At 60.5% G+C, this 23,596-nt stretch carries 20 protein-coding genes, 1 tRNA gene and 1 pseudogene; 7 read left to right on the top strand and 15 right to left on the bottom strand.

Features of this window, described 5'->3' with window-relative positions; all coding sequences use genetic code 11:
- Positions 1-2: 2 nt before the first annotated feature.
- The 5 genes from ybgF to nadA all read left to right on the top strand — a co-directional run bounded on the left by ybgF (position 3) and on the right by nadA (position 3,818).
- Positions 3-842 (top strand): tol-pal system protein YbgF, encoded by an 840-nt coding sequence (gene ybgF / locus AC3ITA_RS22840; RefSeq protein ID WP_414929438.1) that lies wholly within the window; start codon positions 3-5, stop codon positions 840-842.
- A 166-nt stretch (positions 843-1,008) separates the two neighbouring features.
- Complete coding sequence (gene queE, locus AC3ITA_RS22835; protein WP_008047363.1) at positions 1,009-1,656, top strand: 7-carboxy-7-deazaguanine synthase QueE; 648 nt, start codon at positions 1,009-1,011, stop codon at positions 1,654-1,656.
- Between the two features lies 1 nt (position 1,657).
- On the top strand, positions 1,658-2,350 hold the full coding sequence (gene queC, locus AC3ITA_RS22830) for a 7-cyano-7-deazaguanine synthase QueC (RefSeq protein WP_095942773.1): 693 nt from the start codon (positions 1,658-1,660) through the stop codon (positions 2,348-2,350).
- Between the two features lie 63 nt (positions 2,351-2,413).
- Positions 2,414-2,489: transfer RNA gene (locus AC3ITA_RS22825), tRNA-Lys, on the top strand.
- 270 nt (positions 2,490-2,759) lie between these two features.
- Positions 2,760-3,818 carry a quinolinate synthase NadA gene (gene nadA, locus AC3ITA_RS22820; protein ID WP_095942772.1) on the top strand — a complete coding sequence of 353 codons (1,059 nt, stop codon included), beginning with the start codon at positions 2,760-2,762 and terminating at the stop codon, positions 3,816-3,818.
- Between the two features lie 136 nt (positions 3,819-3,954).
- Here nadA and AC3ITA_RS22815 read toward each other — a convergent pair whose 3' ends face one another.
- The 12 genes from AC3ITA_RS22815 to arcD all read right to left on the bottom strand — a co-directional run bounded on the left by AC3ITA_RS22815 (position 3,955) and on the right by arcD (position 18,559).
- Complete coding sequence (locus AC3ITA_RS22815) at positions 3,955-4,443, bottom strand: RDD family protein (protein WP_095942771.1); 489 nt, start codon at positions 4,441-4,443, stop codon at positions 3,955-3,957.
- Positions 4,444-4,538: 95 nt separating this feature from the next.
- A complete protein-coding gene (locus tag AC3ITA_RS22810) occupies positions 4,539-4,751 on the bottom strand; it encodes a cold-shock protein (RefSeq protein ID WP_007977299.1) in 213 nt (70 codons plus the stop codon).
- Between the two features lie 403 nt (positions 4,752-5,154).
- Complete coding sequence (gene gcvT / locus AC3ITA_RS22805; RefSeq protein ID WP_150673656.1) at positions 5,155-6,279, bottom strand: glycine cleavage system aminomethyltransferase GcvT; 1,125 nt, start codon at positions 6,277-6,279, stop codon at positions 5,155-5,157.
- A 36-nt stretch (positions 6,280-6,315) separates the two neighbouring features.
- Complete coding sequence (locus tag AC3ITA_RS22800) at positions 6,316-7,692, bottom strand: L-serine ammonia-lyase (protein WP_489278405.1); 1,377 nt, start codon at positions 7,690-7,692, stop codon at positions 6,316-6,318.
- A gap of 203 nt (positions 7,693-7,895) precedes the next feature.
- Positions 7,896-10,748, bottom strand: a complete 2,853-nt coding sequence (gcvP, locus tag AC3ITA_RS22795; protein WP_095942768.1) for an aminomethyl-transferring glycine dehydrogenase — start codon at positions 10,746-10,748, stop codon at positions 7,896-7,898.
- 11 nt (positions 10,749-10,759) lie between these two features.
- Complete coding sequence (gene gcvH / locus AC3ITA_RS22790) at positions 10,760-11,143, bottom strand: glycine cleavage system protein GcvH (protein WP_008047373.1); 384 nt, start codon at positions 11,141-11,143, stop codon at positions 10,760-10,762.
- A 428-nt stretch (positions 11,144-11,571) separates the two neighbouring features.
- On the bottom strand, positions 11,572-13,080 hold the full coding sequence (locus tag AC3ITA_RS22785) for a sigma-54-dependent transcriptional regulator (protein WP_414929441.1): 1,509 nt from the start codon (positions 13,078-13,080) through the stop codon (positions 11,572-11,574).
- 200 nt (positions 13,081-13,280) lie between these two features.
- Positions 13,281-13,643 (bottom strand): DUF5064 family protein, encoded by a 363-nt coding sequence (locus tag AC3ITA_RS22780; RefSeq protein ID WP_095942766.1) that lies wholly within the window; start codon positions 13,641-13,643, stop codon positions 13,281-13,283.
- A gap of 63 nt (positions 13,644-13,706) precedes the next feature.
- The gene (arcC, locus tag AC3ITA_RS22775; RefSeq protein WP_095942765.1) at positions 13,707-14,636 is read right to left on the bottom strand and encodes a carbamate kinase; all 930 of its coding nucleotides are present in this window, start codon (positions 14,634-14,636) and stop codon (positions 13,707-13,709) included.
- 151 nt (positions 14,637-14,787) lie between these two features.
- Entirely contained in the window at positions 14,788-15,798 is a 1,011-nt protein-coding gene (locus AC3ITA_RS22770) for an ornithine carbamoyltransferase (RefSeq protein ID WP_095942764.1), read from the bottom strand.
- A 24-nt stretch (positions 15,799-15,822) separates the two neighbouring features.
- The gene (gene arcA, locus AC3ITA_RS22765) at positions 15,823-17,079 is read right to left on the bottom strand and encodes an arginine deiminase (protein ID WP_095942763.1); all 1,257 of its coding nucleotides are present in this window, start codon (positions 17,077-17,079) and stop codon (positions 15,823-15,825) included.
- A 52-nt stretch (positions 17,080-17,131) separates the two neighbouring features.
- A complete protein-coding gene (gene arcD, locus AC3ITA_RS22760) occupies positions 17,132-18,559 on the bottom strand; it encodes an arginine-ornithine antiporter (RefSeq protein ID WP_095942762.1) in 1,428 nt (475 codons plus the stop codon).
- A gap of 435 nt (positions 18,560-18,994) precedes the next feature.
- Here arcD and AC3ITA_RS22755 point away from each other — a divergent pair, with 435 nt between their 5' ends.
- Positions 18,995-19,129, top strand: a complete 135-nt coding sequence (locus AC3ITA_RS22755; protein WP_489278404.1) for a hypothetical protein — start codon at positions 18,995-18,997, stop codon at positions 19,127-19,129.
- Positions 19,126-19,989: a DNA-3-methyladenine glycosylase family protein gene (locus tag AC3ITA_RS22750; protein WP_489278403.1), complete on the top strand. Its 864-nt coding sequence runs from the start codon at positions 19,126-19,128 to the stop codon at positions 19,987-19,989. Before AC3ITA_RS22755 ends, AC3ITA_RS22750 begins: the two co-directional genes overlap by 4 nt.
- A gap of 127 nt (positions 19,990-20,116) precedes the next feature.
- Here the strand turns inward: AC3ITA_RS22750 and AC3ITA_RS22745 are convergent, their stop codons facing one another.
- The 3 genes and pseudogenes from AC3ITA_RS22745 to AC3ITA_RS22735 all read right to left on the bottom strand — a co-directional run.
- Positions 20,117-21,466, bottom strand: coding sequence for a CoA transferase (locus AC3ITA_RS22745; RefSeq protein ID WP_489278402.1), 1,350 nt, complete (start codon positions 21,464-21,466; stop codon positions 20,117-20,119).
- 172 nt (positions 21,467-21,638) lie between these two features.
- Entirely contained in the window at positions 21,639-22,394 is a 756-nt protein-coding gene (locus AC3ITA_RS22740) for a methyl-accepting chemotaxis protein (protein WP_404942368.1), read from the bottom strand.
- A 102-nt stretch (positions 22,395-22,496) separates the two neighbouring features.
- Positions 22,497-23,513 (bottom strand): annotated as a pseudogene (locus AC3ITA_RS22735) (methyl-accepting chemotaxis protein); the annotation flags it as partial.
- Positions 23,514-23,596: the final 83 nt, after the last annotated feature.

The raw sequence follows: 23,596 nt of genomic DNA, 5'->3' as shown, positions 1-23,596 counted from the left end.
TCATGCGAACGTGCCGTCGTGCTGTAACTGTTCTGGCTCTCAGCCTCGCGCCGCTTGCGGTGTGGGCTGCGGTTCCTGTGGTCGATAACGACTCCGGCTATAACAATAGCGGGAGCAGTTATCCGCCTGCAGGTTACGGTACGAACGGCGCCTATGCCGGGGGAGGGGTTTCGGCCCCTGTCTCGGCACAGGGCGAGCTGTTCAACCAACTGCAATCAATGCAGCAACAGATCGAGCGCCAGCAAGGTGCGATTGAAGTTCTGCAAAATGATGTAGCGCGCATGAAACAGGAAAACCTGGAGCGATACCAGGATCTTGATCGGCGCATAGGAACCGGCGTTGCACCAGCCGCGACTCCTGAAAATTCTTCCACCGGCGGTGATTCGAATTCCGCTGGTGCAGCCGCAGGTGCGGCAGCTGGCGCAGCCGCCGCTCAAGCACCTGCCGCGGGTGGCGAACCGGCGGATCCGGCGAAGGAAAAGCTCTATTACGATGCTGCCTTCGACCTGATCAAGGCCAAGGATTTCGACAAGGCCAGCCAGGCTTTTGCCGCTTTCCTGCGCAAATACCCGAACAGCCAGTACGCGGGCAACGCCCAATACTGGTTGGGCGAAGTGAATCTGGCCAAAGGCGATCTGCAAGGCGCAGGTCAGGCGTTTGCCAAGGTTTCGCAGCTGTATCCCAAGCACGCCAAAGTGCCGGACTCGCTGTACAAGCTCGCTGATGTAGAGCGTCGCCTGGGTCATACCGACCGGGTCAAAGGCATTCTGCAGCAGGTGGTGTCCCAATATCCGGGCACTTCCGCCGCTCAGTTGGCCCAGCGTGATCTGCAAAAAATGTAAGCCTGCTTGACCCGTTTCAAAGAAACCCGCGCTTGTCGCGGGTTTTTTCGTTAGAATTCACGCCCTTTTTATGAAACACGCTTTTAGGGGCCTGCGCTTTGCCGGGGTTCCTTCAAGTGCCTGACGGAGGCGGACAGCCTGTTTAGCTGTTACGCCCGTGGCGACTATGCAAGACACATTGAGAATCACCGAAGTTTTCTACTCGTTGCAGGGTGAAACGCGGACTGCCGGCCTGCCCACTGTTTTTGTGCGCCTGACCGGTTGCCCTCTGCGTTGCCAATACTGCGACAGCGCCTACGCGTTCACCGGCGGAACCATTCGCACGCTCGACGACATCCTCGAGCAAGTTGCCGGTTTTCGCCCGCGATACGTCTGCGTCACGGGCGGCGAGCCCCTGGCACAGCCCAACGCCATTCCCTTGCTCAAGCGCTTGTGTGACGCCGGTTACGAAGTGTCGCTGGAAACCAGTGGCTCCATCGATATCTCGGCAGTAGATTCCCGGGTCAGTCGCGTTGTCGACCTGAAAACCCCGGGTTCGAAGGAAGCGCACCGCAATCGCTACGAAAACATCGAGCTGCTCACGCCCAACGATCAGGTGAAATTTGTCATCTGCTCGCGAGAGGACTATGACTGGTCCGTATCCAAGCTGATCCAGTACGGTCTTGACCTGCGTGCCGGTGAAGTCCTGTTCTCGCCAAGTCACCATGATCTCAATGCCCGGGATCTGGCGGACTGGGTGGTGGCGGACAACCTGCCAGTGCGTTTGCAATTGCAGCTGCATAAATATCTATGGAATGACGAGCCGGGGCGCTGAAATGACTGAACAACTCAATACGGCTGAAAAACGAGCGGTCATCCTGCTTTCCGGTGGCCTGGACTCGGCGACCGTCGTGGCCATGGCGCGCGCCGAAGGCTACAGCTGCTACACCATGAGCTTTGACTACGGTCAGCGCTCTCACGCCGAGCTGTACGCCGCCGAGCGTGTGGCACGGGACCAGGGTGTGGTCGAGCACAAGGTGATCGGCCTGAACCTGAACGGCATGGGCGGCTCGGCCCTGACCGACAGCAGTATCGATATTCCAGAGGAGCTCGGTGAAGGCATTCCGGTGACGTACGTGCCTGCGCGTAACACGGTGTTCCTGTCCCTGGCCCTGGGCTGGGCAGAAGTGCTCGGCGCACGGGACATCTTTATCGGCGTCAACGCGGTGGACTACTCCGGTTACCCGGACTGCCGTCCCGAGTTCATCGAGTCGTTCGAGCGCATGGCCAACCTGGCAACCAAAGCCGGCGTGGAAGGCAATGGCTTCCGCATCCAGGCGCCGCTGCAAAACCTCAGCAAGGCGCAGATCGTCCAGGAAGGCGTGAAGCTTGGCGTGAACTATGGACTGACCGTTTCCTGCTATCAGGCCGACGATGAAGGCCGTGCGTGCGGCAAGTGCGACAGCTGCCGACTGCGTGCAGAAGGCTTTGCGGCGGCCGGAATCAGCGATCCAACCCCTTATTTTTGATTTATTTCAAAATAGGTGTTGAATAGTCCTTAAAAATCAGTATTATACGCGCCACCACACAGCGGGTCGTTAGCTCAGTTGGTAGAGCAGTTGGCTTTTAACCAATTGGTCGTAGGTTCGAATCCCACACGACCCACCATTTTTGGCGGTTTAGAAAATCCGGAAGGCCCACGCAAGTGAGGATTTCCGGGTTTTTTTTTGCCCGCGATTCAAGCCCGCTTCGCAGCGCGCTGCTGCGCATGACGCAGGTCAGAATCACCTTTTGCATCCGTCGGATATTCTGTAGCCTTGCGCAGCTTCAACGCTGTCCGTGCCTGATCAATACTCACTTTCCCGGCGGTACCCCGATGGGTCCGGAGCCGGGTGTATACTCGACTTTCGCGCGAATGCGCTTGCAGGTCTTGCGAACATGACGCAAATTTCCGAACGCCTTCTGGTTCAAGCCCACCTCGACGCCAAACAGCCCAAGCCGCTGACCGCCGATGAAGAGGCTTATTACCGTGCTGCCATCGCTGCCGAGCTCAAGGCTCAGGACGCGGTGCTGGTGGCCCACTTCTATTGTGACCCTGTCATTCAGGCGCTGGCCGAAGAGACGGGGGGCTGTGTTTCCGACTCGCTGGAAATGGCTCGTTTCGGCAACGCCCATCCGGCCAAGACCGTGGTCGTCGCTGGCGTGAAGTTCATGGGTGAGACCGCCAAGATCCTCAATCCGGAAAAACGCGTGCTGATGCCGACGCTCGAAGCGACCTGTTCGCTCGACCTGGGTTGCCCGGTGGACGAGTTTTCCGCGTTCTGCGATCAACACCCGGAGCGCACGGTGGTGGTGTACGCCAACACGTCGGCTGCGGTAAAGGCCCGAGCGGATTGGGTGGTGACTTCAAGCTGTGCGCTGGAGATCGTCGAAAGCCTGATGGACAATGGCGAGACCATTATCTGGGGCCCGGACAAGCACCTGGGGACCTACATCCAGCGCCAGACCGGTGCCGACATGCTGCTGTGGGACGGTGCCTGCATCGTTCACGAAGAGTTCAAGTCCAAGCAGCTTGAAGACATGAAGGCGCTGTACCCGGATGCGGCGATTCTGGTGCACCCGGAGTCGCCGACCTCGGTGATTGAATTGGCGGACGCCGTGGGTTCGACCAGTCAGTTGATCGCGGCGGCCCAGAGCCTGCCGAACAAGACGCTGATCGTCGCGACCGACCGTGGCATCTTCTACAAGATGCAGCAGCTGTGCCCGGACAAGGTCTTTATCGAAGCCCCGACGGCGGGTAACGGCGCGGCATGCCGCAGTTGTGCGCATTGCCCGTGGATGGCCATGAACACCCTTGAGCGCACGCTCAAGGCGTTGAAGGAAGGGTCGAACGAGATCTTTGTCGACCCGGCGCTGATTCCGCAGGCAATCCGACCGCTCAAGCGCATGCTTGATTTCACCCAGGCGGCGCGGATGAAGTTGGCCGGGAACGCCTGAGGTTTGTCAGGATCGCCGCATAAAACTGTAGGAGTGAGCCCTGCTCGCGATGGCGGTCTGTCAGTCATATCAATGTTGACTGACAGACCGCCATCGCGAGCAGGCTCGCTCCTGCAATGGTTTTTGCGTCGGAGAATTATTTGGTCTTCTTCGGAATCCGCACCAGCTCGGTATTGGAGTAGATGTCATGCCAGCTGCGTTTCTGTTTGTCGAACAGCGACCAGAAGAATCCGAGGCCAACGCAGAGCAGCGAAGCAATCGACACCACAAAGCGCAGCAGCGCCTGCCACAGGCTGATGGACGAGCCATCGGCATTCTGCACACGGATGCACCAGACCTGCATGCCCAGCGTCTGACCGGACCAGGTCCAGAATTTGGCGAAGAAGCCGAACAATACGAACAGCAAGACGGTGGAAAGCAGGGGGTCGCCGTCCAGCGCGCCCGCTTCGGTCAGGGTGCGCATCCTTTCTTCGCCGATGATCGCCATCTGGATCATCTTGTAGACGCCGCTGGTGACGATCAGCAGAGCGGTGCACAGCAGGAAATCATAGAACATGGCTGCCAGACGACGACCCAGGCCAGCGGCAGGAAAGTTGCCCTGGGGGGTAAGCAGGTGTTTCGACATGGCAGGCTCTCGGCGAAAAAAGAAGCCATTTTACGGATTTACGCGCACAAAAAAGCCCCTGATGTCAGCATCAGGGGCTTTTTCGTTACAGAAGATCAGGCTTCTGCTTGTACTTCGTCAGCCTGCATGCCTTTCTGGCCCTGCACGGCGATGAAAGTCACTTTCTGGCCTTCTTTCAGGCTCTTGAAGCCGTTGCCCTGGATGGCGCGGAAATGCACGAACAGATCCGGACCGCTTTCAGGAGTGATAAAACCAAAACCTTTCTCGTCGTTAAACCACTTGACGGTACCGCTCTGACGTTGGGACATTTCTTATTTCCTTTGACGCAAAAAATTAATGACAGTCTCCTTCTCATGAAAGAGTACTGGGGCTGGTTGCAGGAGAGTAAGAAGACGTCGAACGGGATGTAGCTAACTTGTAGGCTACTGCCCAGGTCACGATTCCAAGCGACCCATGCAAACACAGTGAACAAACTCTACGCCAACTACGGGAGAAAAAACAAGCCCCGTGAAGGCCCCGTATTTCCTCAGGTTGATGGCAAAGTCAGTCCATTAGCGGGGGCTTATTCCCTAGTGTTGTTCAATTGTTTTCGATCGTTATAAGCAAAGTTCATAATCGAAGCTTATAGCCAAACGATGCACTGTTATATGGCGGTTGCGTTACACATTAGTGCACCGTTAACGCAACCGCGTTACTTATAGGAACAGTCAATCAGCCACGATAGTAGCGTTGTGGAACAAATGGCATTTTGCTTACAAGCAAAGGCACCTTTTTCCCACGAACGATCGCCCAAACGGGGGTGTCCAGTGCGATGTAGGCGCTGTCGACATAACCCATGGCCAGCGGACCGCCCAGGGTCGGTCCGAAACCGCCGCTGCAGACGCTACCGATGATGTCGCCGGCTTCGTTGACGATCTCGGCGCCTTCACGTACGGGTGTACGTTCCTGCGGCAGCAGACCTACACGTTTGCGGTTCACGCCTGCCTGTTGCTGGGCGAATACGGTTTCGGCGCCAGGGAAGCCGCCAGCCCGTGCACCATCGGCGCGACGTGGCTTGGAGATCGCCCACAGCAGGCTTGCTTCGATCGGGGTGGTGTCGGTGTTCATGTCGTGGCCGTACAGGCACAGGCCGGCTTCCAGGCGCAGGGAGTCGCGGGCGCCAAGACCGATGGCGGCCACTTCCGGTTCGGCCAGCAGGGCGCGAGCCAGGGCTTCGGCATTGGCGGCCGGTACGGAAATTTCGAAACCGTCTTCGCCGGTGTAACCCGAACGGCTGGCAAAGCAGTCCACGCCCAGCAGCTTCACGCGGGCGAACTGCATGAAGGTCATCTTTGCAACTGTAGGCGCCAGACGCGCCAGTACATTGACTGCCGCCGGGCCTTGCAGGGCGAGCAGGGCACGCTCTTCGAACAGCGGCTCGATGCTGCACTGGTCGCCGATGTGCTTGCGAAGGTGGGCCAGGTCCTGATCCTTGCAGGCGGCGTTGACCACCAGGAACAGTTCGTCGTTACCCAGGTTGGCGACCATCAGGTCGTCGAGGATGCCGCCGGTCTCGTTAGTGAACATGGCGTAACGCTGCATGCCCACCGGCAGGTCGATGATGTCCACCGGCACCAGGGTTTCCAGGGCCTTGGCGGCATTGGCGCCGGTCAGGCGGATCTGGCCCATGTGCGAGACGTCGAACAACCCGGCCTGATCGCGGGTGTGCTGGTGTTCTTTCATCACGCCCAGCGGGTATTGCACGGGCATGTCGTAGCCGGCGAAGGGCACCATGCGTGCGCCGAGTTCGATGTGCAGTGCGTGCAACGGGGTTTTCAACAGTTGTTCGGTGGACATATTCAGCTCCTGAAGAAGGGTGCAGATGAGCGCGCATCAGCACTCGATAATGTTGACCGCCAAACCGCCACGGGCGGTTTCCTTGTATTTGCTTTTCATGTCGGCGCCAGTCTGGCGCATGGTGCGGATGACCTTGTCGAGAGAGACGAAGTGTTGTCCGTCGCCGCGCATGGCCATGCGCACGGCATTGATGGCCTTGACCGAACCCATGGCGTTGCGCTCGATGCAAGGCACTTGCACCAGCCCGCCAATCGGGTCGCAGGTCAGTCCGAGGTTGTGTTCCATGCCGATTTCCGCGGCGTTCTCCACTTGTTGCACAGTGCCGCCCAGTACTTCGCACAAGGCGCCGGCGGCCATCGAGCAGGCGACACCGACTTCGCCCTGGCAGCCGACTTCGGCGCCGGAGATGGAGGCGTTTTCCTTGTACAGAATGCCGATGGCCGCGGCGGTCAGCAGGAATCGCACCACGCCGTCGTCATTGGCGCCCGGGATAAAGCGCATGTAGTAGTGCAGCACCGCTGGAATGATCCCCGCCGCACCATTGGTGGGCGCCGTTACGACGCGCCCGCCGTTGGCGTTCTCCTCGTTGACCGCCAGCGCGTAGAGGTTGACCCAGTCCAGCACAGACAGGGGATCGCGCAAGGACGATTCCGGGTTTTTGCACAATTGCCGATGCAGCGCGGCGGCCCGGCGCTTGACCTTCAGCCCGCCGGGCAGGATGCCTTCGTTACGGCATCCGGCGGCGACGCAGTCCTGCATCACTTGCCAGATTTTAAGCAGGCCGGCGCGGGTTTCCGCTTCCGGGCGCCAGGCGCTTTCGTTGGTCAGCATCACCTGGCTGATCGATAGCCCGTATTTGACGCAATGACCGAGAAGATCCTTGGCGCTTTTGAACGGAAATGTCAGGGGCGTGGCGTCTTCGACGATGCGGTCGGCGCCGGCGGCGTCCTCATCGACCACGAAACCGCCGCCGACCGAGTAGTACTCGCGGCTGCGGATCTGCAGGCCCGCTGCGTCGAAGGCGCGGAAAATCATGCCGTTGGGGTGATAGGGCAGCGGTTTGCGAATCATCGCCAGGTGTTCTTTCTCGTTGAACGCAATGCTGTGTTCGCCGAGCAGGTTCAAGCGGCCGTTGCCGCGAATGTCTTGCAGGCGCGCAGCGACGGTTTCGGTATCCACGGTGTCCGGGTGTTCGCCTTCCAGGCCCAGCAACACAGCCTTGTCGCTGCCGTGGCCTTTACCGGTGGCCCCGAGCGAGCCGTACAACTCGACCTTGACGCAGGTGGTGGCCGTCAGTAGCCCTTCACGGCGCAAACCTTCGACGAAACGCGCAGCGGCGCGCATCGGGCCGACGGTGTGGGAGCTGGAGGGGCCGATGCCAATCTTGAACAGGTCGAACACGCTTAACGACATGGTGGTTCTCCGGTTTCTTGTTATGGGTATGGCGGGATCTGAGGCTTGGCTCAGTTCCCTGTGGGAGCGAGCCTGCTCGCGATAGCGGTCGTTCAGTCGACAACGATGGTGGCTGTCAGTCCGTCATCGCGAGCAGGCTCGCTCCCACAGGGGGCTGTGGTGTTCTGGAAATTGGGGGCGGATGATTCCGCCCCCTCATTCGTTTAAGCGTAGCTTTCGATCGACGGGCAGGCGCAGACCAGGTTGCGGTCGCCGAACACGTTGTCGACGCGACCGACCGGCGGCCAGTACTTGCCTTCGATCAGCGACGCAACCGGGTACACCGCTTGCTCACGGCTGTACGGGTGCGACCACTCGCCCACCAGCTCCTTGGCGGTGTGCGGGGCGTTTTTCAGCGGGTTGTCGTCCTTGTCCAGGGTGCCGTTTTCCACTGCGCGGATTTCTTCGCGGATGCGGATCATGGCATCGCAGAAACGGTCCAGTTCTTCTTTGGATTCGCTTTCGGTCGGCTCGATCATCAGCGTGCCGGCCACCGGGAACGACATGGTCGGCGCATGGAAGCCGAAGTCGATCAGGCGCTTGGCGACGTCATCGACGCTGATGCCGCTGCTGTCTTTCAGTGGACGCAGATCAAGGATGCATTCGTGCGCCACCAGGCCGTTGCTGCCGGTGTACAGCACTGGATAGTGTTCTTCGAGGCGACGGGAGATGTAGTTGGCATTGAGGATCGCCAGCTGCGAAGCACGCTTGAGGCCCGCGCCACCCATCATACGAATGTACATCCAGGTGATCGGCAGAATGCTCGCGCTGCCGAACGGTGCCGCGCAAACGGCGCCTTCCTTGCGCTCCATCTGTGCGTGGCCCGGCAGGAATGGCGCCAGGTGCGATTTCACACCGATCGGGCCGACGCCCGGGCCGCCACCGCCGTGGGGGATGCAGAAGGTCTTGTGCAGGTTCAGGTGCGAAACGTCGCCGCCGAACTTGCCCGGGGCGCAGAGGCCGACCATGGCGTTCATGTTGGCACCGTCGATGTACACCTGGCCGCCGTTGTCATGAACGATGCCGCAGATTTCGCGGATGCCTTCTTCGAACACGCCGTGGGTCGACGGGTAGGTAATCATCAGCGCGGCGAGGTGTTCGCGGTGCTCGATGGCTTTGGCGCGCAGGTCTTCGATGTCGACGTTGCCACGGGCATCGCAGGCGGTGACGACCACGCGCATGCCGGCCATGTTGGCGGTGGCCGGGTTGGTGCCGTGGGCCGACGACGGGATCAGGCAGATGTCGCGACGGTCTTCGCCACGGCTCTGGTGGTAGGCACGGATCGCCAGCAGACCTGCGTATTCACCTTGGGAACCGGCGTTCGGTTGCAAAGATACCGAGTCATAACCGGTAGCGGCGCAAAGCATCGCTTCCAGTTCGTCGGTCAATTGCTGATAACCGGCGCTTTGCTCGGCCGGGGCGAACGGGTGCAGGGCGCCGAACTCGGCCCAGGTCACCGGGATCATTTCGCTGGCGGCGTTGAGCTTCATGGTGCACGAACCCAGCGGGATCATGGTGCGGTCCAGCGCCAGGTCCTTGTCCGCCAGTTTGCGCAGGTAGCGCATCAGCTCGGTTTCCGAGTGGTAGCGGTTGAACACCGGGTGGCTGAGGATCGGCGACTGACGTACCAGCGTGGCCGGGATGGCGCTCTGCACCGAAGCGGCGAGGGCGGTGAAATCCGGCAGGGCCTTGCCGTCGGACAGCAGTGTCCACAGGGCTTCAACGTCAGCCTGAGTGGTGGTTTCGTCCAGGGACAGGCCCAGGCGCTCGCCATCGACCACGCGCAGGTTGATGCGCTGGGCGTGTGCCTTGTCGTGCAGGGCAGCGGTTTGCGCGCCGGTCTTCACGGTCAGGGTGTCGAAGAAGCTCGCTTGCTCGACGCTCAGGCCCAGTGCACTCAGGCCTTTGGCCAGGATTGCGGTCAGGTGATGCACACGATTGGCGATCTGCGTCAGGCCTTTCGGACCGTGGTACACGGCGTACATGCTGGCGATGTTGGCCAGCAGTACTTGCGCGGTGCAGATGTTGCTGGTGGCTTTCTCGCGACGGATGTGTTGCTCGCGGGTCTGCATGGCCAGGCGCAGGGCCGGGTTGCCGAAACGGTCTACGGAAACACCGACCAGGCGGCCCGGCATGTCACGCTTGAACGCGTCCTTGGTGGAGAAGTACGCCGCGTGCGGGCCACCGAAGCCCAGCGGTACGCCGAAACGTTGTGCACTGCCGATGGCCACGTCGGCACCGAATTCACCCGGCGCGGTCAGCACGGTCAGGGCCAGCAGGTCGGCAGCCACGGCAACGAGGGCGTTGGCGGCGTGGAAGCGTTCGGTCAGTTCGCGGTAATCGAACACGTCACCGTTGCTCGCCGGGTATTGCAGCAGGGCGCCGAAGAATGGCGTCACGTCGCTCAGCTCGCGCTCGTCGCCAACCACCACGTCGATGCCCAAAGGCTCGGCACGGGTGCGCAGTACGTCGAGGGTCTGCGGGTGACAATGCACGGAGGCGAAGAAGGCGTGGCTGCCTTTGTTCTTGCTCAGGCGTTTGCAGAAGGTCATGGCTTCGGCAGCGGCGGTGGCTTCGTCGAGCAGCGAGGCGTTGGCGATCGGCAGGCCGGTGAGGTCGCTGATCAGGGTCTGGAAGTTCAGCAGCGCTTCGAGACGGCCCTGGGAGATTTCTGGCTGGTACGGGGTGTAGGCGGTGTACCAGGCCGGGTTTTCCAGCAGGTTGCGCAGGATCGGCGACGGCGTGTGGGTGCCGTAGTAACCCTGGCCGATGAAAGTCTTGAACAGCTGGTTCTTAGTCGCGATGGACTTGATCAGGGCCAGGGCATCGGCTTCGCTCAAACCATCTTCCAGGCCGAGGACGCTGGTGCCCTTGATGCTGTCGGGAATCACGCTGGCGCTCAGGGCTTCCAGGGAGTCGAAACCGAGGCTGTTGAGCATGGCTTGCTCGTCACCGGCGCGCGGGCCGATGTGACGGGCGATGAATTCGTTGGCGGTGGTCAGATTCACTTGGGTCATGTCAGTGCTCCTCAGGCTTCGGCTTGGGCTTTGATCAGGCGGTCGTAGGCGTCCTGATCCAGCAGTTGGGCGACTGCCGAGGCGTCGCTCGGCTGGAAGCGGAAGAACCAGCCTTCGCCCAGCGGATCTTCGTTGACCAGTTCAGGGCTGCTGTCCAGCGCCGGGTTCACTTCCAGCACTTCGCCGTCCAGCGGCATGTACACGCCACTGGCAGCCTTTACCGATTCCACGGTGGCGGCTTCGGCGCCTTTGTCGTAGGACTGCAGCTCAGGCAGTTGAACGAAAACCACGTCGCCCAGGGCGTTCTGTGCGAAAGCGGTGATGCCGACCGTGACGCTGCCGTCAGCTTCGGTGCGCAGCCATTCGTGATCTTCAGTAAAACGCAACTCGCTCATGGAAACTCCTAAGGGGGCCAGACTCGTCTGGTGGACGCGATTGAATGCTTGGGCGATGCCCGGGTTATGGGGGAGTACATAGCAAGAACGCGGCCAACGTTGTTTTTATTGTTATTGATCAATGATTTAGGTGGTTTCGACAAAGTCTGAAAATCAATCGTTGTAGCGAAATCGATACGGCACATGTCAATGATAAAAGCCGAGGTGGATCAAAGCCTTGTACAGCCGTGATCGGAGAGGGGTGTAGCGATATCGTTCCGCTGTAGCGCTTTCAGTACAGATGGAGGTCGTATTTAGAGTGGGATTTGCGGGGCGAACACAAAACCTGTGGGAGCCAGCCTGCTGGCGATTGCGGTGTGGCAGGCAATAAAGATGTTAACTGATATGACCCCATCGCCAGCAGGCTGGCTCCCACAGGTTGTGTTGTGTCAGGCCTTGCTCGGAATCCCGTACTTGCGCAACCGATGGGCAATCGCCGTGTGGGAGGTTTGCAGACGCGTCGCCAGTTGCCGGGTCGAGGGGTAGCTGGCGTAGAGTTTTTCCAGCAGGGTTTTCTCGAACTCGTCCATGGCCTGTTCCAGGCTGTCGACGTCATGGTCGCCCTGGCGAGCCACCGAGGTGCCGGCGATGTCGAGGTCGCCGATGTCCACCAGGCTGCTTTCGCAAATTGCCGCGGCGCGGAAGATCACGTTCTGCAATTGCCGCACGTTGCCCGGCCAGCGGTTGCCCAGCAGCGCCGGGTAAGTGCCCGGTGCCAGGCGACAGATCGGTCGCTGGATCTGCGCGCAGGCCTGCTGCATGAAGTAGCGGGCCAGCAGCAAGATGTCCTGGCCGCGCTCGCGTAGCGGCGGCACTTCAACGTTAAGGACGTTGAGGCGATAGAACAGGTCCTCGCGGAACAGGCCTTCGCTGACCATTTTTTCCAGGTCGCGGTGGGTCGCGCTGAGGATTCGTACGTTGACCTTGACCTCACGGTCACCGCCAACCCGGCGAAAACTGCCGTCGTTGAGGAAACGCAGCAATTTGGCCTGCAAGTACGGTGACATCTCGCCGATTTCATCGAGAAACACCGTGCCCTGGTTGGCCAGTTCCATCAGTCCCGGCTTACCGCCCCGTTGTGCGCCGGTGAAAGCGCCAGGGGCATAGCCGAACAGTTCGCTTTCGGCGAGGTTCTCCGGCAATGCCGCGCAGTTCAACGCCAGAAAGGGTGAATTGTGCCGGGCACTGATGGCGTGGCAGGCGCGGGCCACCAGTTCCTTGCCGGTGCCGGTTTCGCCCTGGATCAGCAGCGGTGCATCGAGGGCCGCCACCCGCTGGGCGCGCGCCTTGAGGGTGCGGATCACCGGGGACTCGCCGAGCAGGGCATCGAAACCTTCGGCGTGGTCATGGTGCAGCGCGGAGAGGCGTTCGCCGATGCGGTTCGGTTGGTACAGGGTCAGCAGGGCGCCGGCGTCGGTAATCGGCGTGGCGTCGAGCAACAGGGTCTGGCCGTTGACGGTGATTTCCCGAAGCGGCAGGCGAAAGCCGTGTTCGAGCAGGGCGTCGAGCAAGGCCGGGTCGGCAAACAGGTCGCCCACGCTTTCACCGTCCGGTTCGCGGCCGTACAGGGCGATCAGGGCCGGGTTGGCCAGCAGCACCTTGCCGTCGCTGTCCAGTGCCAGCACCGGGTCGGTCATGGCGGCCAGCAAGGCGTCGAGCTGCAAGTGCCGGCGCTGGCCGGGCAGGATGTCGACCACCGTCACCGCTTGCACGCCACGCACGCTGAACAGGGCATCGCGCAGTTCCTCGAGCACTTGCGGGCTCAGGGTCGGGGCGTCGATATAGACATTGGGCGGGACCATTTCCACCGCATCCAGGTTCAGATTGCGCCCACCGAGCAGGGCCAGGACTTCCTGGGTGATACCGACGCGGTCGATGAAGCTGACGTGGATACGCATGGGGCGGTCTTGGGGTCTGCAGTGCGGAGGGTGGCAAGTATGCCTTGGGGCGGGCTAATGGTGAAATTTTGCGCGACCTTCAATGGGGTGATGCCCCCCTGTGGGAGCGAGCCTGCTCGCGATAGCGGTGTATCAGTCACTAAAAATATTGTCTGACACTACGTCTTCGCGAGCAGGCTCGCTCCTACAGGCTCGGCAGGTTATTCCAGGTGCTCGGGTTTGACCGGGTCGCCCGATTTCATGTTCAACTGCACCCGCACGTCCTCGAACATCGCGTCGTAGTGCTTGTGGATCGAACCGATGTTGCTATGGGTTTTCGGGATGCCATGCTTTTCGGCAATCTTGGTGACGTTGCTGGCGAAGTTGTAGGCCATGTCCTTGGGCAGGAAGAACGACTCGCTCATGTCCTTGTTCTGAATACTGCCGTGCATCTTGAACAGCATCCCTTTGCCTTCCTTGGGGTCCTGGCTGACTTCATAGTCGATGTGGATGTTGTAGCTGACATCATCCTTGTTCAGCGCGTGTCGCTCGATGTGCAGGTGACCCGGCTCGAACGTTGCCATTGTTGACTCTCCTTCAAAAGATCTCGAATCAGGACAGGCCTCAGGCCTGCCCCGATGTTTCGTTTACTGATAGCTGATGCCCGGTGTCGCCGTGCTGATGCGCGTACCGGCCTTGCCCTGGACGATCGCTTCGATGTCCGCGAGCGAGCCGATCACTGCGACTTTTCCAGTATGGCGTGCGAATTCGCAGGCTGCCTGCACCTTCGGTCCCATGGAGCCGGCGGCGAAGCCGAGTTTCTCAATTTCGTCGGGGTGGGCCTGGGCGATGGCTTTCTGCGTGGGTTTGCCAAAGTCGATGAACGCGGCGTTGACGTCGGTGGCGATCACCAGCAGATCGGCTTCAAGCTGTTCGGCCAGCAGCGCCGAGCACAGGTCCTTGTCGATGACCGCTTCGACGCCCTCGAGTTTGCCGGGCGAGGTATACATGGTCGGAATGCCGCCGCCGCCGGCGCAGATCACGATGCTGCTTTTTTCCAGCAGCCATTTGATCGGACGGATTTCGAAGATGCGCTTGGGTTTCGGGCTGGCGACCACGCGGCGGTATTTGTCGCCGTCCGGGGCAATGGCCCAGCCTTTTTCGGCGGCGAGTTTTTCCGCATCGGCCTTGCTGTAGACCGGGCCGATGGGTTTGGTGGGGTTCTTGAAGGCCGGGTCATTGGCATCGACTTCGACCTGGGTCAGCAAGGTCGCGAAGGGCACTTCGAAGTCCAGCAGGTTGCCCAGTTCCTGTTCGATGATGTAGCCAATCATGCCTTCGGTCTCGGCGCCGAGCACGTCCAGCGGATAGGGCGAAACCGAGGTGTAGGCCGCCGCCTGCAATGACAGCAGGCCGACCTGAGGGCCATTGCCGTGGGCGATGACCAGTTGGTTGCCGGGATGGATCCTGGCGATCTGTTCGGTGGCGATTCGGATGTTGGCGCGCTGGTTGTCAGCGGTCATGGGTTCGCCCCGGCGGAGCAGGGCATTACCGCCAAGAGCTACGACGATACGCATGGTGCAGTCCTTCTAAACAGAGGAAAGGCAAACGACTCGGTCAATTGTAGGAGTGAGCCTGCTCGCGATTGCGCAGCATCAGTCGACATTAATATTGAATGTCAGACCGCTATCGCGAGCAGGCTCGCTCCTACATTGACCGGTGCCGGTCTTAAAGGTCAGCCAGCGTCGACACCAGAATCGCCTTGATCGTATGCATGCGGTTTTCCGCTTGCTCGAAGGCGATGCAGGCCGGCGACTCGAACACGTCATCGGTCACTTCGATGCCGTTGCTCAGGTGCGGGTACTGCTCGGCAATCTGCTTGCCGATCTTGGTGTCGCAGTTGTGGAACGCCGGCAGGCAGTGCATGAATTTGGTGCGCGGGTTGCCGGTGGCTTTCATCAGTTCGGCGTTGACCTGATACGGCAGCAGTTGCTGGATGCGCTCGGCCCAGGCTTCGACCGGCTCGCCCATCGATACCCAGACATCGGTGTGGATGAAGTCCACGCCCTTGACCGCCGCTTTCGGGTCTTCAGTGAGGGTGATGCGCGCGCCGCTTTCTTCTGCGTATTGCTTGCAGCGGCCCACCAGGTCGTCCGCCGGCCACAGGGCTTTGGGCGCGCAGATGCGCACGTCCATGCCGAGCTTGGCGCCGATCAACAGCAGGGAGTTACCCATGTTGTTGCGCGCGTCGCCCAGGTAGGCGTAGCTGATCTCGTGGATGGGCTTGTCGGCGTGTTCTCGCATGGTCAGCACGTCGGCGATCATTTGCGTCGGGTGATATTCGTCGGTCAGGCCGTTGAACACCGGCACGCCGGCGAACTTGGCCAGTTCCTCGACGATTTCCTGCTTGAAGCCACGGTACTCGATGGCGTCGTACATGCGCCCGAGCACTCGGGCGGTGTCCTTCATGCTTTCCTTGTGGCCGATCTGCGAAGAGTTCGGGTCGATGTAGGTAACGTTGGCGCCCTGGTCATAGGCTGCGACTTCGAACGCGCAGCGGGTGCGGGTCGAGGTCTTTTCGAAGATCAGCGCGATGTTGTTGCCCTTGAGATGCTGCTGTTCGGTGCCGGTGTACTTGGCACGCTTGAGGTCGCGGGACAGGTCGAGCAGGTAGCGCAATTCGCGAGGGGTGTGGTGTTCCAGGCTCAGCAGATTGCGGTTATGGATATTGAACGCCATTTTGGATCTCCTAAGGTGAACAGGTTAGTAGTCAATCGGGTCGCGGATGATCGGGCAGGTCATGCAATGGCCGCCGCCCCGTCCCCGGCCGAGTTCGCCGGCGCTGATGGTGATCACTTCCACACCGGCCTTGCGCAGCAGGGTGTTGGTGTAGGTATTGCGGTCGTAGCCGATGACCACGCCGGGCTCCAGGGCCACTACGTTGTTGCCGTCATCCCATTGCTCGCGTTCGGCGGCGAAGCTGTTGCCGCCGGTTTCCACCACGCGCAGGGCCTTGAGGTTGAGGGCCTGGGCGACGGTATCGAGGAAGCTGGTTTCTTCGCGGCGGATGTCGATGCCGCCCGCCTTGCTTTCATCGGGACGCAGGGTGAAGGCGACAATCTTGTTCACCACTTCCGGGAAGATCGTGACGAGGTCGCGATCACAGAAGCTGAACACGGTGTCCAGGTGCATCGCCGCGCGGGATTTCGGCAGGCCGGCGACGATCACTTTCTCGACGGCCTTGTTTTTGAACAGGTTCACCGCCAGTTGGGCAATGGCCTGGCGCGACGAGCGTTCGCCCATGCCGATCAACACCACGCCGTTGCCGATCGGCATCACATCTCCGCCCTCAAGGGTGGAGTTGCCATGTTCTTTGTCCGGGTCGCCGTACCAGATCTGGAAGTCGGCGTTGGTGAATTCGGGGTGGAACTTGTAGATGGCGGTGGTCAGCAGGGTTTCCTGACGGCGTGCCGGCCAGTACATCGGGTTGAGGGTGACGCCACCGTAGATCCAGCAGGTGGTATCGCGGGTGAATTGGGTGTTGGGCAGCGGCGGCAGGATGAAGCTGGAGTTGCCAAGGAAGTCGCGGAACATCTCGATGGCTTTGCCGCCGAAACTGGTCGGCAAATCATCGCCCGACACGCCACCGATCAGGAACTCGGCGATCTTGCGTGGCTCCAGGCTGCGCAGCCAAGAGGCCGTTTCGTTGATCAGGCCCAGGCCCACCGAGTTGGCGGTGATCTTGCGTTCCAGAATCCAGTCCAGGGCTTCGGGAATGGCGACGATGTCGGTCAGCAGGTTGTGCATTTCCAGCACATCGATGTTGCGTTCGCGCATCTTGGTGACGAAGTCGAAGTGGTCGCGCTTGGCCTGGGCCACCCACAGCACGTCATCGAACAGCAGTTCATCGCAGTTGTTCGGGGTCAGCCGCTGATGGGCCAGGCCTGGGGAGCAAACCATGACTTTGCGCAGTTTGCCGGCTTCGGAATGGACGCCGTACTTAACTTTTTCCGTGGTCATTGCAGTGATCCTCCAGATGACAAAAAAGGGTAGTGATCCTGGAAACAGGGGGCTAAAGGGTCAGGAAACCGTCGTAGAGACCGTAGGCCGCCACCACGGCGCCGACGACCACCGCAGCGAAAATCAGCTTCTCGACGTTGGTGAAAACCGGTTTGTTGATTTCCAGCTTGGCTTTGGCGAACAGAATCACGCCGGGGGCGTAGAGCAGGGCCGAGAGCAGCAGGTATTTCATGCCACCGGCGTAAATCAGCCAGATCGCATAGATCAGGGCCACGGCGCCAATAAACAGGTCTTTCTTGCGTGCGGCCAGCGCGCCTTCGTAGGTTTCGCCGCGGACCGCCAACAGCAGTGCGTAGGCCGCCGACCACAGGTAGGGCACCAGGATCATCGAGGTGGCGAGGTAGATCAGCGACAGGTAAGTACTGGCCGAGAACAGCGTGATGATCAGGAAGATCTGCACCATGGCGTTGGTCAGCCACAGGGCGTTGACCGGTACATGGTTGGCGTTTTCCTTGCGCAAAAACGCCGGCATGGTGTGGTCCTTGGCGGCAGCGAACATGATCTCCGCGCACAGCAGCACCCACGAAAGCAGCGCCCCCAGCAATGAGATGATCAGACCAACGCTGATCAGCACCGCGCCCCAGTGACCGACCACGTGTTCCAGCACGGCGGCCATGGACGGATTCTGCAGTTTGGCCAGTTCCGGCTGGGTCATGATCCCCAGCGACAACACGTTGACCAGGACCAAAAACAGCAGCACGGTGACAAAGCCGATCACGGTGGCCTTACCCACGTCGCTGCGTTTTTCCGCCCGGGCCGAAAAGATGCTCGCGCCTTCGATGCCGATGAACACCCACACGGTGACCAGCATCATTTTGCGCACTTGATCCATCACGCTGCCAAGGTCCGGGTTCTTCAAGCCCCAGATGTCGGCGGTGAAGATGTCCAGTTTGAAAGCGAACAACGCGATCAACATGAACAGCAGCAGCGGCACGATCTTGGCGACGGTGGTCACCAGGTTGATGAACGCGGCTTCCTTGATTCCTCGCAGCACGAGGAAATGTACGGCCCAGAGCAGCACCGAGGCGCCGATCACGGCAGCAGGGGTATTGCCCTCCCCAAATAGCGGAAAGAAGTAGCCGAGGGTGCTGAACAACAGTACGAAGTACCCGACGTTCCCCAGCCAGGCACTGATCCAGTACCCCCAGGCGGACGAGAAGCCCATGTAGTCGCCGAAACCGGCCTTGGCGTAGGCGTAGACACCGCCATCAAGATCGGGTTTGCGGTTGGCCAGGGTCTGGAACACGAATGCCAGGGTGAGCATGCCGACCGCGGTAATCGCCCAACCGATCAGAATGGCGCCGACATCCGCGCTGGCGGCCATGTTTTGTGGCAAGGAAAAGATCCCGCCACCAATCATTGAACCTACGACTAACGCAATCAGCGCGCCGAGTTTCAATTTTCCGGGTGCTTCAGACATTGCATGACTCCAATGCAGGAGAAGAGAGGCAACAGACTAATTCCGTTGGCTATCCAATCAGCTGACTTGGATCACTAAATGAGAGTGCTACAGTTTGTTGGCAGAGTGCCATTGTTTGCAGGGTGGCTGTCTGTAATGCTTGTTCTAGAGGCTTTTGCAGGTTATTTAAGAACTTTTTTGCATTTGTTTCGAATTATGACGTTAGTTGGTTGTTCAGGATCTGAAAATGCTCTTAACGGGTTTTGTACAAAATTGATGTATTAATAAAGCGTATAAAGCAAATGGTTATAACGACGTCCATTTAGCCGTTTTGTGCAAGTTAAAAGACGGTTGTTGGCGTTATTCAATAAACGTCATTACTCTTCATCAATTTAATTAACATCCGCTATGTGACGGTCTCGCGGCAGTTGCCGCCCGAAAAATGGAGATGCAACGATGTCGCAATCACTGAACAAGCTTCGCTTGAGCGCATTGAGCGCGTTGGTGGTGGGCCCGATGATTGCTCGCATCGCTCTGGGCCATGCGGGGCTGGCGGCCTATGGCTTGTACAGCGGGTTGTTGAGCCTGTGAAGGTGTTGCTGGCGTATCAGCCACCCTATGACTGGCCGGCGATGCTGGGTTTTTTGTCGGCGCGGGCGATTGCAGGATTGGAGACGGTTGCCGGCGGCGTTTACTCGCGCGGCATCGAACTGAAGGGTAAGCACGGCAGCTTTTCTATCCGACCTGCTACGTCTGATGCCCTGGAGCTGACGCTGGATTTTCCCGACTCGAACGCCGTGCCCGAAATCGTCGCAAGCGTGCGGCAGATGTTTGATCTGGATGCCGACCTCGCCACGATCCATCGGCATTTAGCGGTTGATCCGCTAATGGCCCGGTTGATTGCCGAGCGCCCCGGGCTGCGTGTGCCGGGGGCCTGGGATGGGCTGGAATTGGCGATCCGCGCGATACTGGGGCAGCAGATCACGGTGGTGGCGGCGATCAGATTGGCGGGGAAACTGGTGGCGCAGTACGGTGTGCCGTTGAGTTCAGAGCTATCGGGTTTGACCCATGTGTTTCCCCGGGCCAGCGTTTTGGCAGGCGCAGATCTGGCAGCGCTGGGCATGCCGAAAAGCCGAGGCCGGACCTTGTCGGGGGTGGCTCAGGCACTGCTCGATGATCCACGATTGTTTGAGCCCGGCCGGGAGGGGGGCGTAGCGCGGTTGCTGGCGTTGCACGGGATTGGTGACTGGACGGCGCAGTACATTGCCTTGCGCCAGTTGCGGGAGATGGATGGGTTTCCCAATGGTGATGTCGGGCTGATCAATGCGTTGACGGCGCTGGAAGGTGGGCCGGTGACGGCGCGGCAGCTTTTAACGCGAGCCGAAACCTGGCGGCCTTATCGGGGGTATGCGGCGCAGGTGCTGTGGACTTCGTTGAGTCGCCCTGATTGATCGGGAGCGAGTTTAGTGTTGTCTCTGCTGGCGCTATCGCGAGCAGGCTCGCTCCTACATTTGATCGCGGTCGTCCGGGAGAACCCGGTTACCTGTGGGGAGCCTGCTCGCGATAGCCATCTGAAAGTCACCACCACTGCGCGGGATGTGAACCCAGCTCAGTCGCGGGCAATGCCCACTGCAGCGGCGTTCCGATGATCTTCAGGGGCGGCTGCAATCGATGCGCCGGCCCCCAGGGCGTTTGCTCAATCTGTAGCCCCTGATCGTGTTGATCTTCGCCACGCAACGATTCATTCGGGCCGGCACCCTGTTCGATCAACAACCTTGCCGTACGCGCCAACGACAACCGGGCCGAGCCCCCCGTACCGTCGTTCAACCGCTGCGCCAACAACCTGATCGCACTGGCCGCCATCAAATACCCGGTGGCGTGATCGAGGGCCTGTACCGGCAATGGCGTCGGCTTGTCCGCCTGTTTCCAGCGCCTGCCCGCTTCGGCGATGCCACTGCTCATCTGCACCAGGCTGTCGAAGCCCCGCCGGTTTTGCCAGGGGCCGCTCCAGCCATAGGCGTTGAGGCAAACGTCGATCAGGCCGGGGTTCAGTTGCCGACGCTCATTCATGCCCAGGCCAAGTCGCTCCAGTGCATCGGCGCGATAGCCGTGGAGCAGAATGTCGGCGTCCTTGAGCAGGCATTCGAATACGGCGCGGTCGGACCTGTCGTTCAGATCAAGACGCGCGCAGCGTTTTCCCAAGGTGACTTCCGGCACCACCCCGGGCTCGTTCCAGGTCGGCGGATCAATGCGCAAGACATCGGCACCGAGGCCTGCCAGAAAGCGACTGGCAATGGGGCCTGCCAGTACTCGGGTCAAATCCAGCACCTTGATATCGGCCAACGGTCGAGCAACTGAACCTGTCCACGGTTTGCGGCTCTGGCTTGGGTGGTTGGCGAACAGAATCAAGGGTTCGGCATTCACTGCCTGGCCTTGAGGATGGACCTGCCATTGTTCCCAGGTGCGCATTTCGGCGGCGCAACCACCGGCATCGACCACCGCCTGCTCCAGTTCGTTGTTCGCCCATCGGGCCACTTTGCCGGTCATCGCTGAGCGGTCCGTACAGGCGCCGAGCACGCTTTCGGCGGCGGCGCGGTGGTGGGGCGCGTTGGTGTGCAGGCGAATCCAGCCATCGCGGGTGGCGTAGTCACCGGCTATCGGGTCCCACAGCGGCGGAACGCTCCAGCCAAGCGTGCGAATCGAGGTTGCGAACCAGAATGATGAGAGGCGCCGGTCAACTTCAAGGTCGGGCAGGCGCCCGGTTTGCTGGTGCAGCAGTTCGCTGGCGGCCTGGCCTGCGACGGCAATGCTGGCGCAGGCCAGATCCGTGACGGCAAACGCCGAGGGCAGGGCGCCGCTGGACGTGAATGGAATCGGGGTATGAGGCAAACCGAGTGCGGCTTGAATGGACGTGAGCAGATCAGTCATCGAAGGGCCCTCTGGAGTGAGAGCCAGATCTTAGTTCAAACATGGCTGGATCATGTGAAACCTTGTGGGAGCGAGCCTGCTCGCGATGACGGAATTACATTCAACATCAATGTTGATTGAAAGACCGCTTTCGCGAGCAGGCTCGCTCCCACAGGGGGGATGTGGTGACTATTTAAACGCGGAACTGATCCATCAACTTCATCTGGTGGGTGGTCAGGGAATTGAGCTGGCTGCTGATCTGCGCCGATTCCGTGGCCTGGCCGGTCAGGGTTTCGGTGACGGTGCGGATCGCCGAGACGTTGCGGTTGACCTCTTCGGCGACGGCGCTTTGCTGTTCGGCGGCGCTGGCGATTTGCAGGTTCATGTCGCTGATCACGGTGACCGCGTCGCTGATCTTGCCCAAGGCCTGGACTGCCTGCTGGATCTGCCCGGCGTTGCTGTGGGCCTGGGTCTGGCTCGAATGCATGGTGGCGACCACGCCGCGGGTGCCGCTCTGGATGCGTTCGATCACCAGACGAATCTCTTCCACCGAATCCTGGGTACGTTTGGCCAGGTTGCGCACTTCATCGGCCACCACCGCAAAGCCACGACCGCTTTCACCGGCACGGGCAGCTTCAATCGCCGCGTTGAGCGCCAGCAGGTTGGTTTGTTCGGCGATGCTGCGAATCACTTCCAGCACCGAACCGATCTGCTCGCTGTTGACCGCGAGGGCTTCGACTTCGGTCACGGCCTTGCTGACTTCTTCGGCCAGTTGATTGATGTCGCGGGTACTGCGCTCGATGATCGACATGCCGTCGCGGGCCGACTGGTCGGCACCTTTCGCCGCGTTGGCCGCGTTCGAGGCGCTGTTGGCGACATCATGGGCGGTGGCGCTCATTTCGTTGGACGCGGTGGCGACCTGGTCGATTTCGCGGAATTGTACCTGCATGCCTTCACTGGTCTGGCGGGCGATTTCCGAAGATTGGTCGGCGGTGCCACGGGCATCGGTGATGCTTTGCTTGATCTGCGCGATGGTCGGTTGCAGCTTGTCGAGGAAGCGGTTGAACCAGCCCACCAGTTCACCCAGCTCGTCCTTCTTGCTGTAGTGCAGGCGCTGGGTCAGGTCGCCGTCGCCACTGGCAATCGCCTTGAGCATGTCGGCCACGCTGTTGATCGGGCGGGTCACGCCGGACGCGGTGAGCCACATCAGCAACAGCCCGAGCAGGCCGGCAATCACCGCCACCGACAGCGCCTTGAGTGTGCCGCTTTGCTGGGCATCGTCGAGCACCGCTTGCAGCTTCACCGAATCGGCCAGCAGCACTTGTTTGGGCAGGTCGATCACCACGGCCCAGGCCTTGGCATCGCTAATCGGGCTGACCGGGTACACCGCGCGGATCAGGTCGCCTTGCTGGAGAATCTTCGGCGCACCATTGGCGAGCAATTGCAGGATGTCCTTGCCATCGCCGCCCAGGGTGTCGCCGATGTTCTTGCCGACTTTGCCGGCATCGACACTGTAGGCGGCCAGCACGCCGGTGCCGGAAACGATCAGCATGTGCCCGGCACTGTTGAACAGGTCGCGCTGGGAGTCGACCGCCGCCGCTTGGAGGGCGTCGAGGGCGATGTCGATACCGACCACGCCGATGGACTTGCCTTCGACCAGCAGCGGTACGGAAATGGTGGTCATCAACACTTCCTTGCCGCCGACCGTATCGGCGTAGGGGTCGAGCAGGCAGATGCGCTTGCTGTCCCGCGGGCAGGTGTACCAGACGTTGTACGGCGTGCCGCTGAGGTTCAGGGTGGTTTTGGTCATGTCCTCTTCGACCATGATTGTGTTCAACGACTCACCGCCGGCGCGGCTCCAGTAGGTGGCGAAACGACCGATCTCGTTGGACTGGCGGGCGGCGTCGTTGGCGAATTCGCTGTCCTTGCCGTCCAGCCCGTTGGGTTCGAAGGCCAGCCAGATCCCCAGCACTTTGCTGTTGCGCTCGAAGGCGGTTTTCAGGCTCTGGTTCAATTCCTCACGCAAAGCGCCGGGCTCCAGCGAGCGCTTGGCGGCCAGGGTGCGCATGTCCTTGATCTGGTCGGCCAGGGCGGTCACCACCGTCAGGGTTTCACCGAAGGTCTTCTGCACCCGCACCGCTTGCTCGGCGG

This window comes from Pseudomonas sp. GL_090 (genome assembly GCF_057837765.1).
Note: the sequence above shows the minus strand (reverse complement) of the source record. Positions and strands in the feature narration are given on the sequence as shown.

What these genes read in the sequence shown, in the direction of transcription:
- AC3ITA_RS22810 (WP_007977299.1), bottom strand. Translation starts at nt 4,751, where the DNA reads ATGTCCCAACGTCAGAGCGGTACCGTCAAGTGGTTTAACGACGAGAAA.
- AC3ITA_RS22770 (WP_095942764.1), bottom strand. Translation starts at nt 15,798, where the DNA reads ATGGCGTTCAATATCCATAACCGCAATCTGCTGAGCCTGGAACACCAC.
- AC3ITA_RS22815 (WP_095942771.1), bottom strand. Translation starts at nt 4,443, where the DNA reads ATGTCGAAACACCTGCTTACCCCCCAGGGCAACTTTCCTGCCGCTGGC.
- gcvT (WP_150673656.1), bottom strand. Translation starts at nt 6,279, where the DNA reads ATGTCCACCGAACAACTGTTGAAAACCCCGTTGCACGCACTGCACATC.
- gcvP (WP_095942768.1), bottom strand. Translation starts at nt 10,748, where the DNA reads ATGACCCAAGTGAATCTGACCACCGCCAACGAATTCATCGCCCGTCAC.
- queC (WP_095942773.1), top strand. Translation starts at nt 1,658, where the DNA reads ATGACTGAACAACTCAATACGGCTGAAAAACGAGCGGTCATCCTGCTT.
- AC3ITA_RS22740 (WP_404942368.1), bottom strand. Translation starts at nt 22,394, where the DNA reads ATGCAGGTACAATTCCGCGAAATCGACCAGGTCGCCACCGCGTCCAAC.
- AC3ITA_RS22780 (WP_095942766.1), bottom strand. Translation starts at nt 13,643, where the DNA reads ATGGCAACGTTCGAGCCGGGTCACCTGCACATCGAGCGACACGCGCTG.
- arcC (WP_095942765.1), bottom strand. Translation starts at nt 14,636, where the DNA reads ATGCGTATCGTCGTAGCTCTTGGCGGTAATGCCCTGCTCCGCCGGGGC.
- queE (WP_008047363.1), top strand. Translation starts at nt 1,009, where the DNA reads ATGCAAGACACATTGAGAATCACCGAAGTTTTCTACTCGTTGCAGGGT.
- ybgF (WP_414929438.1), top strand. Translation starts at nt 3, where the DNA reads ATGCGAACGTGCCGTCGTGCTGTAACTGTTCTGGCTCTCAGCCTCGCG.
- gcvH (WP_008047373.1), bottom strand. Translation starts at nt 11,143, where the DNA reads ATGAGCGAGTTGCGTTTTACTGAAGATCACGAATGGCTGCGCACCGAA.
- arcD (WP_095942762.1), bottom strand. Translation starts at nt 18,559, where the DNA reads ATGTCTGAAGCACCCGGAAAATTGAAACTCGGCGCGCTGATTGCGTTA.
- AC3ITA_RS22800 (WP_489278405.1), bottom strand. Translation starts at nt 7,692, where the DNA reads ATGTCGTTAAGCGTGTTCGACCTGTTCAAGATTGGCATCGGCCCCTCC.
- AC3ITA_RS22745 (WP_489278402.1), bottom strand. Translation starts at nt 21,466, where the DNA reads ATGACTGATCTGCTCACGTCCATTCAAGCCGCACTCGGTTTGCCTCAT.
- AC3ITA_RS22785 (WP_414929441.1), bottom strand. Translation starts at nt 13,080, where the DNA reads ATGCGTATCCACGTCAGCTTCATCGACCGCGTCGGTATCACCCAGGAA.
- nadA (WP_095942772.1), top strand. Translation starts at nt 2,760, where the DNA reads ATGACGCAAATTTCCGAACGCCTTCTGGTTCAAGCCCACCTCGACGCC.
- arcA (WP_095942763.1), bottom strand. Translation starts at nt 17,079, where the DNA reads ATGACCACGGAAAAAGTTAAGTACGGCGTCCATTCCGAAGCCGGCAAA.
- AC3ITA_RS22755 (WP_489278404.1), top strand. Translation starts at nt 18,995, where the DNA reads ATGTCGCAATCACTGAACAAGCTTCGCTTGAGCGCATTGAGCGCGTTG.